Genomic DNA, 15,687 nt, shown 5'->3' on the forward strand with positions numbered 1-15,687 from the left:
CAATACCAATGTGAACTACAACGGTAGCGCTCAAACTAATAGCGCAGCCTCTATCCTTGGTATCCAAGGCACTACCGATGCCTTTACGATCAGCGGCTACGGCACTGGTACCAACGCCAATACCACTGCTTATGCAGATAACTTGGCGCTCACCCCAGTCGGTGGCACCTTAGCCTCGAACTACAACGTCACTTATAACAATGGCGGCCTGACCATCGGTAAGGCCACCTTAACCGTCAATGGTGTAAACACCAACGTGACCTATAACGGCAGTGCTCAAACCAATAGTGCTGCTAGCATCGTTGGCCGTCAGGGCAGTGATGACTTTACGATCAGCGGCTACGCTACTGGTACCAATGCAAGTAATACGGCTTACGCTGATAACTTAGCAGTATCTCCAGTCACTGGTACCTTGGCTTCAAACTACAACGTGGTCTACAACAATGGTGGCCTGACTATCGGTAAGGCCAATCTCAACGTTACAGGTAATTTGATTTATAACGGCACAGCCTCAGTTTCGGCGAGTTCATTAGTGGCGACGGGTGTTAATGGGGAGACATTCTCTATCTCTGGTACGGCTGATTTGAGATCTAAGAATGTACAAACGAATCAGCAGTTAGCTGGTGTCAATGGCTTAGTTCTGAGTCCTAATGGATCCGTATTGACATCAAATTACAACCCATTAAGCGTAGCTAATACCCATATTTCTGTAACGCCACTATCCGTGTCCTTGACTGCGCCTACGATTAATAAGGTTTATGATGGTAGCTACAACTATACGATGACTAGTTCTGATCTGGCCAACTTATCCTCCCAGTTAGTTGGTGGCGATACGGTAACTACTGCATCTGTGGTGTTCTATAGCACCCCAAATACCACTAGCGGTAAAGATGTAGGCTTCAATAAGCAAGTGATATTGCTTTCTGCCGCTATTAGTGACGGCAATAATGGTTCTAATTACAACGTTTCCTTAACTCCGTCTACTACCAGTCAGATTACGCCTTCGCCACTGACTATTGCCGCGGTCAATTCAGCTAAATTTGTTGGTCAAATCACTGATCCAGTCGGATACAGTGGCGTTATCTACAAGGGTATGGTGAATGGTGAAAATCCATTGACCGTCTTATCCGGTAGCCCAACTTATGTGCGCAGTGATTCCAGCAATAACGCAGTAGGATCATATGTTCTGACGCCAACTGGATATGGATCTAATGGTTCAACGAACGGTAACTATCAAATTACTTACCAAGCTGCCACCTTCACAATTGTGCCGGCGCAGTACTTAATCGTTTCTGTTGCTCCGACCTCAAGCGCTTATGGATCTGCTCCAAGCTACAGCTTGACTGCTCAATACTTGCCTTCAACTAACGCCACTCCAGTCTATTTGGGCACAGTCGGCACAAATCCATCTATAAACCCAATTCCATTAACTACAAGCGGCACCAACCCTATTACTGTTAGTGATGGAGCGGGTGGTGGTGCCACATTCTCGATTGCTCCTTCTGGCGCTACCCTAAGCGGTTCTCAGAATGTGATAGTGGGTGCTTATAACATTGCAGCTAACTCATTTACTCCGATTGGTGCTAATTTCTTGGGCACCCAATTTATTGGTTCATTAACTGTGACACCTAAGCCTTTGACTGGCGATCAATTGGGTATTACTGGAATTAGCCGCACCTACAACGGTAGCAGCGCAATTGTTGGCAATACTTTAAATACCAACCCAACTTTATCCGCCGTTTTGAGTGGAGATAAGGTGAGCGTGGTGGGTGCTGGCTACTTTAATGATCCTAATGTTGGCGTTAATAAAACTATCACCTTGAGCGTCTCATTAACTGGCACTAGCGCTGGTAATGACTCTGGTAACTACAGCTTAAGTAGTCCACAAATTATTAGCAATACCGGCGCAATCACTCAGCTGTCATCGGTTACTTACATGGGGGCCTCTGGCGGTAACTGGTCTAACGCAAGTAACTGGATGGGTGGGGCGATTCCAACGCTCAATAACGTGGCCAATGTAGTGATTCCGGTAGGCAGTACAGTTATATTTGATACTCCTGCGTTAACCAACTTGTTGCCGACTAGCACCATCACTAACAATGGTGCCTTGTCCTTTGCTAGCGCAAGTAATTTCACTTTGAATAACGTGATATCCGGTACGGGCTCACTGAATCAATCTGGAGCTGGCACACTCACGATTGCAGGGGCTAATTCTTATAGTGGCGGTACTAACATCAATGCATCGAACATCATTGTCGATAATCCCGCCGCCTTAGGTAGCGGCCCAATCAACTCGAATGGCGGTACTTTATCTATTAATGCCGGCGTTCAATTACCAAGCCTGACTACCAATGGCGCAATTCGTTTGGCAACGAGCGTAGACAGCTTAAATAACCAAACCTATAACGGATCCGTCACTTTGGTTGGTGGCAACCTGATGAGCTTGCAATCTGGCTCTGGAAATATTGTCTTTAATGGCGGATTGCTGGCAAATAATCAACAGTCCCTGGCAATCAGCGCGCCTAATGGCTCGGTCTCTTTTAATAATACGGTGGGTACGCCCAATATTGATACTCAAGGAAATCATATTGCCTACAACAGTACGTATTTCCAGGAGCACAATATCTTCACTTTAAATGTTGCTGCTAACACCATTTTCATCAGGGGAAACATTACTACCTTTGGCCCTCAAAGCTACAACGGCCATGTTTATATTGGCGATAATGGTAACAATGGACGTACCCGCATCTTGTTGTCCGAAGACCCAAGTATTGTTTTCCAAAAGGCAGTAGATGATGAATTGGCAAATACCCATAATCTGGTAGTTCAGGCAATTTCTACGGTAGCGGTAGCGCCTAACGATCCCGCATATCCATTCATTACATATGTGGGAGCAGTGGGAGCATTAAATCCATTAGCAAGTTTGATATCTACTACTGGTGTGCAAAAGCAAACGAATGCACTATTAACAGATATTTCTCCAGATCAGACAACCCGTGCTGGCAATATTAATGTGTTGTCTACTGTAAACACTGCTGGTAATCAGACCTACACTACTAATGCCATGAATTTGGGTGATCCATTGCTGCCAAACGCGCCACAATCTTTTACAACTAATGGTGGGGTAATTTCCTTTAATCTTGGGGCCGCTTCTGGAGGTGGTATTTCATCTCTTGCTCCAGTGACTTTCAACCTCAATGGCGGCTCTTTAGTTGGATTATCTAGTGGGGCATTTAATTTTGAGGTGAATTCTGGGGTAACTGCTTCACCTAGCTTGACTCTTCCAATAATTAGAGAGGGTATCACTTCAGGAGTTTTAATGAGTCAAATTGATTTAGGTAAAACTTTAGAGTTAATTTACACAGATGGTAAGGGTACTTCTGGCGCAATTACTGTCACAAGTCCCGATTCGAGTTGCTCTACAGATCTTGACGATTGCCTAAAAGTTAATCCTCTCTAAGCAGGGAGCATGAGTTAGCTCATCAAGTAGTATGTTTTTTATGAAAAATTTAATGAAATATTGCTCCTTAAGGTCGGCCCTCTCATTATGGTTTCCTCTTGCTGGGTGTTTTATTGCCTTGAATCATGCGAATGCTACGCCGGATAACTTTGAGTTTGTGGCAACAGTCAATGGATTTGCCATTAGCAAAGGCTTATTTGAACTTAATCTGCAGGCTGCGATAGCCCAGGGCCAAAAAGATACGCCCCAACTACGCGATGCCATTAAAAATGAGTTAATCAATCGCCAATTGATTGCGCAAGAGGTGGTTAAGCAAGGCCTTGAACAGGGAATCGATCTGCAGGATCAAATAACCCAACTGCGCCAGAATCTCTATCTTCAAGCTTTTATTGAGGATTATTTAAAGAAAAATCCGATTACCAATGAGAGGCTACGCGAAGAATATGACAAGCAAAAGCAATACCTTGGCAATGGTTCTGATTCGGCTACTCAATACAAGATAAGCCAAATCGTACTTAAATCTGAATCCGAGTCGATTGCAGTGATTAGTCGATTGCAATCAGGTGATTCTTTTGCAAAAGTTGCTAAAGAGGTGTCGCTAGATGCTGCTACCAAATCACAAGGTGGTGTTTTAGGATGGGTGAGTCCTCAGCAGCTAGCTCCCCCAATAGCTGATGTTGTCGGCACCTTGGGTAAGGGTGCTTATAGCAAGGTCCCCATTAAGATTTCTGATGCCTGGGTGATTATGCGAGTGGATGACACACGATCTGCCAAGATCCCAAATTTTGAGGCTTCAAAAAATCAGTTGAAGCAGGCTATCATTCAGCAATATCTTACTGAAACCTTAAAGCGTCTGCGCGAATCCTCCAGGATTGTTCAATGAAAAAGCTATTGGCTGCCATTATTTTTTATTTGAGCGTCAGTCTCGTTAACGCAGGGGAAAAGTTCGCTTATCAAAATTGGGTCGCAGAAATGGGCGGTCAAACGAATGAGGCTTACACCATTGCTGATGCAAGCACTTCCTTTGGAACTTTTTGCTCGAATGAGCAATGCCTTTTTTACTTGCATCAAAACCTTAATTGCACGCCTGGCGCCAAATATTCTGTTTTGATGAATAGTCCCAGCATTTCAACAGCCTTAACGATGGAATGTACTCCCATCAATGGGAATGCATTTCAGATACTAACTCCATATAATTCCGTGCTGCAGGCGACACAAGCGGGAGAAAGTATCGGTTTTGCAGTTGCCCTTCAATCGGGCGCTTTTGCAGTGACGCGCTTTAGCTTGTTGGGGGCTAAGCCCGCTATTGATCGAGTCCTAACTGAGGCTGCCAATAGTAAACAGAGGGAGCAAAAACCGCCTCAAATCATCATTGTGCCGCCTCTGCAAATTGTCCCTAGAGTCACGCCGAATCAACCTCCGGGTACGCCGCAAAACGCTATTCCAAAGTCGAACTCAAAAGATATTTCGATTTAATCATGGAATGTAAATTGAAATGACTATTAAACAATTTAACGGAAGCTACTTTCCGAATGAGGACCGAATCTTGTTTCGGTTTAATACGCAAAGTCAGGAAGAGTATCGCTTCTGGCTTACGCGCAGAACCACTCTATTTATTCTCGCAGCGACATCCCATTTACTGGCTAAACAATTAGAGCAAACCCATTCACCAGGTGCCGCAAAAGCACTCACTGAGTTTGAAAAAGAAGCTATTTTAGAATCCGCAAAGCAAGAAAATATGGCGACATCACCTTATGAAGCGGGACTCAATTTTCCGCTTGGATTTGATCCTATCTTAGTACTGGATGTAACCTGTGCTCTCACTCAGAAGGGCGAAAAATTAGGTCATCTAGCAGATGTGAAGGATGGGCAAATTGACGACAATTTATCTATCGACTTCGCTCTTCCAGGAGGCGCTAATATCAACCTCAAACTAGCAGGAAATATACTGCAAACAATGTGTGTTTTGCTCGATCAGCTACGCCAACAAGCGGGTTGGGGTGAAGCTGTATTGCAAGCCACGAACCCAAGCTCTGATAATCAGTCTTTAGAAGTTCAAACCACCAAAAATACCTCTATTCATTAATGGAGGTATTGAGGTTTTAAAACGGTAGCTTTGCCTCTGGCTTAGCGGCCAACAAGACCGCCTTAAATTCTGCTTGAATTCTAGCAATAGCCTGTTCACTATCTGCCTCAAAGCGCATCACTACAACCGGTGTAGTATTTGATGGTCTAGCCAAGCCAAATCCATCGGCATATTCCACGCGCACACCATCAATGGTATTGATGGATTCCGAAGTAGGAAACTTGGCATTGGCTTTAATGGTTTCAAGTAATTCAAAAGGCTCACCTTCAGCGCACGCAAGTTGTAATTCAGGCGTGCAAATGGCATTTGGCAAGTCATTGAGCGTTTTGTTTGGATCTTTCTCTTTGGACAGAATCTCCAAAAGACGTACTCCCGTATAAAGACCATCATCAAAGCCAAACCAACGGTCTTTAAAGAAGATGTGGCCTGACATTTCGCCGGCCAGGGGTGCACCAGTTTCTTTGAGTTTGGCTTTCACTAAAGAGTGACCCGTTTTCCACATCAAGGGTTCGCCACCATGCTGCTTTACCCAGTTAGCCAGGTTGCGGGTGCACTTCACGTCATAAATAATTTGACCACCAGGATTTCGAGAGAGAACATCCTTGGCAAACAACATCATTTGACGGTCAGGGAAAATCACTTGACCATCTTTTGTAACCACACCCAAACGATCGGCATCGCCATCAAAAGCGAGGCCTAATTCATTATCGGTAGTTTGCAGGTTCTTAATGAGATCTTGCAAGTTCTCAATATGCGCTGGATCTGGATGATGGTTCGGAAAATGACCATCGACTTCGCAAAAGAGTTCCTCAACTTCACAGCCGAGGGCTCTAAAGAGTTTGCCGGCAAATGCGCCACCAACACCATTGCCGCAATCAACCACAATCTTCATTGGACGAGTCAACTTAACGTCGCTCACAATGCGCTCTAAGTACATTGGGAAAATATCAAAGGTGCTTCTAGTGCCTTGACCTGTAGAAAATTGCTTTGCCTCAATACGTTTACGCAGAGCCTGAATTTGATCGCCATAGATTGCAGCGCCACCCAGAACCATCTTGAAACCGTTGTAGTTAGGGGGGTTGTGGCTACCGGTAATCATGATGCCGGATTTGGGTTTCTTGCCATTGAGTATCTGGTTGGCGCCAAAGTACACCATTGGTGTGGCAACCATTCCAAGATCAATCACATTAATACCAGTTGATAACAAACCCTCAGTTAAAGCCTCAATCAAGCTTGGGCCTGATAAACGACCATCGCGACCGATGACGATTTCCGTTTCACCGAGTTCACGCATCTCCGTACCAAATGCTTGGCCAATCAGTTTGGCAATCGATGGATCTACAGTCTCATCAATAATGCCGCGAATGTCATAAGCTTTGAAAATGGATGGAGAGAGTTGCATGAGTTTTCTTTCGGCGTCTAGCTGACGCTAGATCTTTAAAGCTATTGATTAAATAAGTTAATGCGAGCGGCTGTCACTTCGTCAATACCTGCATCTGCCTGTACCACGCCATTATTCCGTAGGGCAGCTTCAATTGGCTTAGCCAGTACCTTGCCAAGCTCAACACCGGGTTGATCAAAGCTATTGATATTCCACAGAGCGCCCAGTGCAGCTGTGCGATTCTCATACAGCGCCAAGAGTGCGCCTAGATAGAAAGCATTGAGCTTAGGCAGAATGAGTAGATTGCTAGGGCGTTTACCGGGGTAAGTATTGTTCGGGTTGTCAGTCTTCTTGCCATTAGCCAGCGCCTGGGCTTGCGCCAGGAGGTTGGACAATAGAATGCGGTGATGCGCCTTTGCCTCTGGCAAATGACTCATCGGCTCACGAACCGCAATAAAATCTATTGGAATGATTTCTGTACCTTGATGTAATAGTTGGAAGTAGGAGTGTTGAGCATTGCTACCAGAGCTACCAAATACGACTGGGCAAGAAAACTTTACTGGCTTACCATCACGATCGACGCTCTTGCCATTACTTTCCATATCCAGCTGTTGCAGCCACTTTGGAAACCAATCCAATGCATCCGCATACGGAATCACAGCATATGACTTGATGTTGTGTTTCTCCTGCTGATAGAGCAGGCTGAGCGCCATGATCACCGGCAGATTTTCTTCTAGAGGCGCAGACTCAAAGTGCTGATCCATTGCTTGAGCGCCAGCTAGGAACTTCTTGAAAGTATCAAATCCATATTGCAAGGCAATTGGTAATCCAACTGCAGACCAAACGGAGTAACGACCGCCGACCCAATCCCAGAAAGGATAGATATGATCTTGCTCAATGCCAAATTCTTCAGCGGCAGGAACGTTTGCTGTTACTGCAAAGAGTGATTTACTGACTTGACTATTGGTAAGGCCATTATTTTTAAGCCATTTCACTACCGCTTTGGCGTTCATGCTGGTCTCAAGCGTCGTAAATGACTTCGAAACAATAATGACTTTAGTGCTATGCGGTAAAGCGCGTTGCAATATGCGAGCTAAATCAGCGGTATCGATATTGGCCAAGAAATGCATGCGCATCCCGCGGCTTTCAATATCGGGTACATGGGCTAAAGCCTCAATGGCGAGGCGGGGACCAAAATCAGATCCACCAATACCAATGTGAATGACATCGGTGACACCGACCCACTTATTGCATAGAGCTTCAATGCGGTGCCAAACTTGGGCAACATCCGGCATGACATCTTTGCCATTTACCAATACGGGAGATTGGTCAAGGTTGCGCAGAGCAGAGTGCAGGGCAGGACGGTTTTCAGAGTTATTCACCGGCTTGCCAGCAAATAGGTCGGCAATAAATTGCTCTAATTTAGCTTCTTTGGCTTGGGCAAAGAGGGACTTCCAGCTGGCAGCATCAATGCCTTGATAAGCGCTATCTAAAACGATATCTTGGGCGCTAAATAGGGTTTTCAAATGCTCTTCAGCTGGTTTAGAGGACATTGATAGATTTTATCAATAAGTACCCCAAAACCCACTAAAACAATGAAAATGTTACGATTTCGGGATGCAAGTAACAATCATTCAAGGCTTGGGCAGATAAATGGATCAGGTCGACTGTGTCGTCATCGGTGCTGGGGTCGTCGGCCTAGCTGTTGCGAGAGAAATGGCCTTGCAGGGCCGTGAAACGATTTTGCTTGAACGGGAAAGTGCTTTTGGCACGATAAGCAGTGCCCGTAATAGTGAAGTGATTCATGCTGGCATTTATTACCCCAAGGACTCACTCAAGGCCAAGCTCTGTGTAGAGGGTAATCGCATGCTCTATGAGTATTGCCGCACTCACCATGTTGCTACTCAGCCTTATGGAAAATTGATCGTTGCCAGCGACGAATCTCAGTTAGATGATCTCCAGGCCATTCTTTACAAGGCGCAGCAAAACCAAGTTCCAGAAATCAAAATGATTACTGGTGAACAAGCCAAAATAATGGAGTCTGAGCTCCATTGTGCGGCAGCGGTTCTCTCGGCCTCGACGGGAATCGTTGATAGCCATGGTTATATGCTTTCCCTCTTGGGTGGTTTTGAGGACGCAGGCGGAATGATTGCCTATCAATCGCCGCTCATTAGTGCAAAGCCCATTGGCGAAAACGCTAAAGACGGATTTGAATTAAAGATCGGTGGCGCAGATGGCCTGAAGATTCAAACCAAGCTGCTGATTAATTGCGCAGGTATGAGTGCACCAGCCATTGCGAAAAAAATTGAAGGATTGAAAGAGGATCAAATCCCCAAAGCCTATTTTGCTAAAGGTAATTACTTTTCTCTTTCTGGAAAATCACCGTTCAAGCATTTGATTTATCCCATTCCAGAGCCTGGTGGTCTAGGCGTACATCTTACTTTGGATATGGGTGGGCAGGCCAAGTTTGGACCCGACGTCGAATGGCTTGAAATCGATGAGGAAGGCCAAATTGATTACACCGTAAATCCAAAGCGGGGCGAAGGTTTCTATGAGGCCGTAAGACGCTATTGGCCAGGCCTTAAGGACAATGCATTGCAACCTGATTACTCTGGGGTGAGGGCAAAGATAGTTCCGCCAAACGCGCCTGCAGGGGACTTTTGCTTCAATGCGCCCAAGGACCATGGCCTGGAAGGACTCTTTAATCTATATGGCTTTGAGTCCCCAGGATTAACCTCCAGCCTAGCTATTGCCAAGCATTTAGAAGGTTTAATTAAGAGGTCTTAATCTACTTGAGCTCGATATTCGAATGGGTTCAGTAAATTAATTTTAAATCGTTTGAAGTCTTTTATATTTCTACTGACCACAATGAGTTTCTGATCAATAGCTGTCGCTGCGATCATGGCATCTTCCCAAACGGTATTACTTTCTTTATGCATGAGCTTTGCCCACAATCTAAAGGTTGATCCCGTCATCGGTAAGACATGATGTGCATTTGAAACTTGTTGCAACCAACTCTCCAAAGACTCTGCTTTATTTTTATCTTGCTCACGAGTCAACTCAATGCCTGCTTGAATTTCACCGATCGAGACTGCGGAAATATAAAGATCATTATCTGAAATGTTCTCATACCACTCTAATACTGCTCCATGCGGTTTTGGTTTACGTAGTTCTGAAATAATATTGGTGTCTAGTAAGTACATGAGCAGTCTTACAGTTTGATGGATTTTCGAAATACACCTTGGCCACGCTTTGGCAGCACTAGGTCACCCTTGGCTTGCTCTGAAAGCAAAAGCGATTTAAGAGAAGGTTTAGCTAACTTTTTCAATGTATTCCACTCCTGGATGGTGATTAATACGGCTGCTTCATGCCCCCGCTTAGTAACCACTTGTGGACCTTCTTCAAGGCAGGCGTTTAGTAACTCGCTAAATTTTGCTTTGGCATCTTGAACTGCCCAGTGCTTATTCATCACCCGTACTCCTGACTAGTTTTCTGACTAGTTTATCAGAGAAAAGGCTATATCGGTTGGTGCACATAGAGTATTTAAGCCAATGGAAGCAATCTTTAGAAGGGGGCTTATTGCATTTTTAAGTAGTGGCTCACCGAATTCCTTATAATCTAGGACTGAAATCGCAAAGGAAGAGTGGCAGAGCGGTTGAATGCACCAGTCTTGAAAACTGGCGAGGATGAAAGTCCTCCGTGAGTTCGAATCTCACCTCTTCCGCCAATGATGTATATAGATAAAGCCCTTACGGGCTTTTTTTTATTTTCTAGAGACGCAAATATTAATTAGCTGACTTTTTGAGAGTCATCTTTTCGCCATCAGTATCAAATGCGCCTTTGAACCCAGGCGGATACTTGCTCCAATGGTATCCATGGATGGCGTGATCATAGCCATACTGGAAGAGGGCATTCATATACTTGGTATCAAATTCCTCATTGTGAGGCTCATTAAAGTCAGAGCCAATATAGGCTAGATTAAATCCCACATTGTCACTCTTGGCGGTGTTATAGATGCGATACAAATCGCCTATACCTTGGGTTTGAATTAACTGGGAAATCGCTCGACCAGCAACGCTTAGGGTGCGACGCTCAGTTTCACTCCAGCGGGGATCAAGGCGTGAATTGCGAATAATGTAGGCTTGACGATTGATGCGACGTTTAATACCAAGCGCATCTGCTTTGCTAGCTGCTGACGCTGGATACAAGAAGACTTGTGTGCTGGCGCCACCATCTACATGCATCTCCTGAAATACTTGTTCATCCAAGAGGAAATCAAACATCACCGGCGGGAATGCTCCTGGAATCGATGCGGATGCCAGCATAATGCGGCGGAAAAGTTCAACCGCTTCAGGGCTGCCGATTGTGGCAATGCGCCCCATATTCCAAATCACGGGCTGGCCCGCATCAATATTGGTTGTGCCAATGAGTAACCAGCGACCATTGGTGTTGTATTCGTAGGCGACCTGCTTCAGAAAGTTTGTATCAATATATTGGGAGATTAATTGATAGAGCGGGGTGGAGTCGGCTAGGCCATCACTAAAGACGCCAGAAAGAATTCCTTTTTCAATATAAACATCCCTTGGATTAATGTTTGTGTAGACCTGTTGCAAAATGGGGTCGTAGTCCTTACCAAGATAAGCAAATGGAGCGATCAATGCGCCTGTGCTAATGCCAGTAACTAGGTTAAAGGCAGGTCTCGAACCTTGTTTTGACCAGCCTACCAAGAGACCGGCACCAAATGCACCGTCGTCACCGCCGCCTGAGAGGGCTAAGTAGTTAGCATTACCAGAAAAAGCACTTGTACCACGGGATGCTTCAAGTGCAACGACATCCTGCACCAGGGAATCAACGCCAGCTTGCGTTGATATCAGGTAGCGGACGCTGGGCAAACCAGCAATTTGGGCTTTATTTAAGGACTGGGCTGGAACGGCTGCTTTGCGCTCTAAAGCGGCGCATCCCAATAGAGAGGCCAAGAATGCAGCATAGATAATAAGGTGGTGTAAGCGCATGATGTTCTATCAATATTAATTCTGTGAATTGTAAGGGTTGGGGTTTTGATAAGGCTCTCATCGTTGTACGATATCCAATATGAAGCTTCTACTATCGATTTACTTCTTCATTTTGGGCATTATTCAAGCCGGTCTATTCTCCGGCGTTTATCACTATTACCGCACTCAAAATATCGTTCGGCCTAGTTCTTATTGGATGGCTTCACTGCTGTCTAGCATTGCCGCTTTACTCATTTTCGGTGCGGGTATTCTCACAATTCAGGATATGAAAAACCCTGAATTTAATTTCACCCTAGCCAACATCTTATTTTTTGCTTCTGCTGCTCTGCAAGCATTATTTTGTCAATCGCTGTTACATCAGATTTCCAGGCGCACACAAATTGCTTTAGCTGTTTCTTTGTTGGTATTTTTGTGCGTATTTGAATACATGCGCCACTACGCAAACTTTGAAATCCGAACCATTTTTATGGCCAGTCTTTCATCCATTTTGTATGCCTCGCAAATCTATTGGTTGAGACAGAAGAAAAAGCAAGACTCTTCAAAACAGTTGACCTATCTACAGTACGCGAGTTCAGCTGAAATGTTTTTTGCTCTCGGGCGCATAGCTATCTTAACGTCCACAACCCCCATTCTTGAGGTTGATCAGCTGCCACAAATATTGATCTTATTTACGATTGCACAATTGGTGATGAATACGCTTTCTTATATTGCGATTGGTGGCTATTGGGCTGAACAGATAGCGATTGTGAATGCGAAGGCAACCCTAGAAAACGAAGAAATCAAGCGACTTCTGCAGGAGCGAGAGCAGCTTATTGGCTCGCTGTTAAAAGCGAATAAAAGCGCTAGTACCGGCGCTTTATCAGCTTCAATTGCTCATGAATTAAATCAACCACTTGGAGCATCGAGTCTCAATATTCAATTTTTGCAAAAGAAACTGGCTGAGGGTCACCTAAGCCCCGTTATTGAGAAGGAAATTTTAGAAACCTTACTTTCGGATAATCAAAGGGCGGCGAGCATTATTCGGTCATTGCGCTCCATCTTCTCGGATGAAAAAATTACCCCATCCACAATAGATATGGCTGAACTGGTTCAGGCCGTTTTAAATATTGCAAAACCAGAAATGGCCTCCAAGAATATTCAGCTGATACTGCGCTTGGAGCCGAACTTAACTGTTGGTGTGACTGCTAGCGAGATTCAGCAGGCTCTTTTAAATTTGGTGAACAATGCTATTCAAGCATTAGCAAAATCTCATCAACTAGATAAGAAGCTCACCATTGAGGGGGCACATGTTGGGGATGGCATTCAGATCACGATTGCCGACAATGGCGATGGTATTTCTGCTGACGCACAGGCTCACTTATTTGAATTGCTTTCTAGCTCTAAAAATTCTGGAATGGGTTTAGGCTTATGGTTGTGTAAACACATTGTGACGCGACATGGTGGGCTGATTTGGTCTGAAGCAAGTGCAGATGGCGGAGCGAAGTTTGTATTTCAGCTTCCCTCTAAACCCCATTTAAGCTAGAGTTAACCCAATTTTGATTAGCTTAAGGGCTAATTGCCATGTAGGTAGCGGCACCTATCATTAAGTAATCGGAAATATCCCCTTTAAAGGTCAGGCGTATGAGAAATTCACTAAAACAAATCGCTCTTGCGGCATCCTTGCTAACGGCTGGCACAATTTTTGCAGCTGGAGGCGGTGGTGTAGTGGCAGATCCGGGTGCTATGGAGGGCAAGCATTTTGACCCAAAGGGTAATGCGCCGTCGACCTACACCGTTGAGCTACAAAACGGTTTGCGCAAAACACTGCCTTTTGAAGATAAACGCGACTTTGAAGAGTCAAAGCGCGGATTTATTGCAGCGCCAACGTATAAGACCATCATGGCTGATGCCGGCAACGTGGCATGGGACATGGGAAGCTATGATTTTCTATTACAAGGCAAAGACTTTGATAGTGTGCACCCATCTTTGCAGCGCCAGGCTATTCTCAATATGGGTTATGGACTTTATGAAGTGGTGCCCGGAAAAATTTATCAAGTCCGTGGCTTTGACCTGGCCAATATCAGTTTTATTAAGACGAATTCAGGCTGGATTGTCTTTGATCCACTCACTGCCAAAGAAACGGCTAGGGCAGCCCTAGAACTTGTAAATGAAAAGTTAGGCAAGCGTCCAGTCGTAGCAGTGGTTTACTCCCATTCCCATGGCGACCACTTTGGTGGTGTGCGTGGCGTCGTAGACGAGGCTGATGTGAAGGACGGCAAAGTAAAGGTAATCGCACCAGCGGGCTTTATGGATCATGCGGTAGCTGAGAATGTCTATGCCGGCAATGCCATGACTCGCCGGATGTACTTCCAGTATGGAGTCTTGCTACCCCGTAGCCCCTTTGGGCACGTCGACCAATCGATTGGTAAAAATACTGCGGCAGGGAACTTAGGATTAATTGAGCCCAATGTTTACATTACGCAGCCCTACGAAACCATGAATGTCGATGGTGTAGTGATGGAGTTCCAAAATACGCCAGGCACTGAAGCGCCTGCGGAGATGAATACTTATTTCCCGCAATTTAAGGCATTCTGGGCAGCAGAAAATATTACCGGCACCATTCACAACATCTACACCTTACGTGGCGCTTTGGTGCGTGACTCATTGGCATGGTCTAAGAATATTAATAATGCTTTATACCGCTACGGTAATGATAGTGAGGTGATGTTTGCCTCACATAGTTGGCCACGTTGGGGTAATGAACGTATTCAGGAGGTGATGCGTACTCAGCGTGACAGCTATGCTCATTTGCACAATGAAGTGTTGCACCTAGCTAATAATGGCGTCACGATTAACGAAATTCAAAACGTCTATAAGCAGCCAGATAGCTTAAAAACCCAATGGGCGGCGCATAGCTACCATGGCTCTGAAGAGCATAACAGTAGGGCGGTGATCAATCGTTATCTAGGATATTGGGATGCCAACCCTGCAACGCTAGCACCACTATCGCCCAGAGATGCAGCGCCTCTTTATGTCGAGATGATGGGTGGTTCTTCCAAAATCCTGGCTAAAGGTCGCCAACTCTATAAGCAGGGTAAATATCGTGAGGCGATGGAGATTGTCAATAAGTTGGTTTATGCACAACCTGACAATACTGCTGCAAAAGATTTATTGGCTGATATCTTTGAGCAAATTGGCTACCAAAAAGAAAGTCCAAGTATGCGCAATAGCTTCTTGGGCGCTGCATACGAATTGCGTCATGGCATGCCAACGGGAGCATCCCCAAAATCCAATGGTCCTGACATGATTAAGGCTATGACCACGGAGCTTTGGCTGAACTCCTTGGGAATCAGTTTGGACAGCAAGAAAGCAGCTGGCATGAAATTCACAATCAATCTCTCTACGCCTGATAACGGTGAGAAGTTTATTGTGGAGATGAGCAATTCAGTGCTGACCAATATCAAAGGACAACAGGCCAAGAATCCAACGCTGACTATTACTGTGAATCGCAGTGATCTAGAACGGGTGATGGGGGGCCAAACGACCTTCGAGCAATTGCAGGCAGAGGGCAAGGCTCAATTTGATGGTGATCGCAAGGCGTTTGATCAACTTCGTAGTTCTTTGACAATCTTTAAGCCTGACTTTGAGTTAATGCCAGGAACAAAGCCAAAGCAGGCATCGATTAAGCCTGTAAGCGCACAACCACAAGATCCATTTACCGCTCAAGAATTGGCAATTACTGCAGGCGAATAATTGCAGGGCTGAAGAG

Annotated in this window: 12 protein-coding genes and 1 tRNA gene; 8 read left to right on the forward strand and 5 right to left on the reverse strand. The window is 45.2% G+C overall.

What is annotated here, in order from left to right; all coding sequences use genetic code 11:
* The 4 genes from A9236_RS09790 to A9236_RS09805 all read left to right on the forward strand — a co-directional run.
* Positions 1-3,460: S-layer family protein (locus tag A9236_RS09790; RefSeq protein WP_143070633.1), on the forward strand; the 3,460-nt coding region annotated here is incomplete at its 5' end.
* Between the two features lie 52 nt (positions 3,461-3,512).
* Positions 3,513-4,343 carry a peptidylprolyl isomerase gene (locus A9236_RS09795; RefSeq protein ID WP_236638862.1) on the forward strand — a complete coding sequence of 277 codons (831 nt, stop codon included), beginning with the start codon at positions 3,513-3,515 and terminating at the stop codon, positions 4,341-4,343.
* On the forward strand, positions 4,340-4,936 hold the full coding sequence (locus tag A9236_RS09800; protein WP_071465903.1) for a hypothetical protein: 597 nt from the start codon (positions 4,340-4,342) through the stop codon (positions 4,934-4,936). Before A9236_RS09795 ends, A9236_RS09800 begins: the two co-directional genes overlap by 4 nt.
* 19 nt (positions 4,937-4,955) lie before the next feature.
* Positions 4,956-5,546, forward strand: a complete 591-nt coding sequence (locus A9236_RS09805; protein WP_071465902.1) for a hypothetical protein — start codon at positions 4,956-4,958, stop codon at positions 5,544-5,546.
* Positions 5,547-5,562: 16 nt separating this feature from the next.
* Here A9236_RS09805 and A9236_RS09810 read toward each other — a convergent pair whose 3' ends face one another.
* Both A9236_RS09810 and pgi read right to left on the reverse strand, forming a co-directional pair.
* Complete coding sequence (locus A9236_RS09810) at positions 5,563-6,948, reverse strand: phosphomannomutase/phosphoglucomutase (protein ID WP_071465901.1); 1,386 nt, start codon at positions 6,946-6,948, stop codon at positions 5,563-5,565.
* 41 nt (positions 6,949-6,989) lie between these two features.
* Positions 6,990-8,480, reverse strand: coding sequence for a glucose-6-phosphate isomerase (gene pgi, locus A9236_RS09815; protein WP_071465900.1), 1,491 nt, complete (start codon positions 8,478-8,480; stop codon positions 6,990-6,992).
* A 100-nt stretch (positions 8,481-8,580) separates the two neighbouring features.
* On the opposite strand from pgi, the gene A9236_RS09820 reads away from it, so the two are divergent.
* Positions 8,581-9,714 (forward strand): NAD(P)/FAD-dependent oxidoreductase, encoded by a 1,134-nt coding sequence (locus A9236_RS09820; RefSeq protein WP_071465899.1) that lies wholly within the window; start codon positions 8,581-8,583, stop codon positions 9,712-9,714.
* On the opposite strand, the gene A9236_RS09825 is transcribed toward A9236_RS09820, so the two are convergent.
* Together A9236_RS09825 and A9236_RS09830 are read right to left on the reverse strand one after the other, a co-directional pair.
* The gene (locus tag A9236_RS09825) at positions 9,711-10,130 is read right to left on the reverse strand and encodes a type II toxin-antitoxin system VapC family toxin (RefSeq protein ID WP_071465898.1); all 420 of its coding nucleotides are present in this window, start codon (positions 10,128-10,130) and stop codon (positions 9,711-9,713) included. The genes A9236_RS09820 and A9236_RS09825 overlap by 4 nt on opposite strands.
* Before the next feature lie 8 nt (positions 10,131-10,138).
* Positions 10,139-10,396 (reverse strand): type II toxin-antitoxin system Phd/YefM family antitoxin, encoded by a 258-nt coding sequence (locus A9236_RS09830; protein WP_071465897.1) that lies wholly within the window; start codon positions 10,394-10,396, stop codon positions 10,139-10,141.
* Positions 10,397-10,564: 168 nt separating this feature from the next.
* Here A9236_RS09830 and A9236_RS09835 point away from each other — a divergent pair.
* Positions 10,565-10,654, forward strand: a tRNA-Ser gene (locus tag A9236_RS09835).
* Positions 10,655-10,712: 58 nt separating this feature from the next.
* On the opposite strand, the gene A9236_RS09840 is transcribed toward A9236_RS09835, so the two are convergent.
* Positions 10,713-11,939, reverse strand: coding sequence for a patatin-like phospholipase family protein (locus A9236_RS09840; RefSeq protein WP_071465896.1), 1,227 nt, complete (start codon positions 11,937-11,939; stop codon positions 10,713-10,715).
* 79 nt (positions 11,940-12,018) lie between these two features.
* On the opposite strand from A9236_RS09840, the gene A9236_RS09845 reads away from it, so the two are divergent.
* Positions 12,019-13,461 (forward strand): sensor histidine kinase, encoded by a 1,443-nt coding sequence (locus tag A9236_RS09845; RefSeq protein WP_071465895.1) that lies wholly within the window; start codon positions 12,019-12,021, stop codon positions 13,459-13,461.
* Between the two features lie 98 nt (positions 13,462-13,559).
* Positions 13,560-15,671: an alkyl/aryl-sulfatase gene (locus A9236_RS09850; protein WP_071465894.1), complete on the forward strand. Its 2,112-nt coding sequence runs from the start codon at positions 13,560-13,562 to the stop codon at positions 15,669-15,671.
* Positions 15,672-15,687 lie beyond the last annotated feature (16 nt).

It is taken from the genome of Polynucleobacter sp. QLW-P1DATA-2 (assembly GCF_001870365.1).
In the GTDB taxonomy this organism is placed as follows: Bacteria; Pseudomonadota; Gammaproteobacteria; order Burkholderiales; family Burkholderiaceae; genus Polynucleobacter.

Bases quoted from the DNA above. Each gene is read 5' to 3' on its own strand.
- A9236_RS09795 (WP_236638862.1), top strand. From the start codon at position 3,513: ATGAAATATTGCTCCTTAAGGTCGGCCCTCTCATTATGGTTTCCTCTT.
- A9236_RS09800 (WP_071465903.1), top strand. From the start codon at position 4,340: ATGAAAAAGCTATTGGCTGCCATTATTTTTTATTTGAGCGTCAGTCTC.
- A9236_RS09805 (WP_071465902.1), top strand. From the start codon at position 4,956: ATGACTATTAAACAATTTAACGGAAGCTACTTTCCGAATGAGGACCGA.
- A9236_RS09810 (WP_071465901.1), bottom strand. From the start codon at position 6,948: ATGCAACTCTCTCCATCCATTTTCAAAGCTTATGACATTCGCGGCATT.
- pgi (WP_071465900.1), bottom strand. From the start codon at position 8,480: ATGTCCTCTAAACCAGCTGAAGAGCATTTGAAAACCCTATTTAGCGCC.
- A9236_RS09820 (WP_071465899.1), top strand. From the start codon at position 8,581: ATGGATCAGGTCGACTGTGTCGTCATCGGTGCTGGGGTCGTCGGCCTA.
- A9236_RS09825 (WP_071465898.1), bottom strand. From the start codon at position 10,130: ATGTACTTACTAGACACCAATATTATTTCAGAACTACGTAAACCAAAA.
- A9236_RS09830 (WP_071465897.1), bottom strand. From the start codon at position 10,396: ATGAATAAGCACTGGGCAGTTCAAGATGCCAAAGCAAAATTTAGCGAG.
- A9236_RS09840 (WP_071465896.1), bottom strand. From the start codon at position 11,939: ATGCGCTTACACCACCTTATTATCTATGCTGCATTCTTGGCCTCTCTA.
- A9236_RS09845 (WP_071465895.1), top strand. From the start codon at position 12,019: ATGAAGCTTCTACTATCGATTTACTTCTTCATTTTGGGCATTATTCAA.
- A9236_RS09850 (WP_071465894.1), top strand. From the start codon at position 13,560: ATGAGAAATTCACTAAAACAAATCGCTCTTGCGGCATCCTTGCTAACG.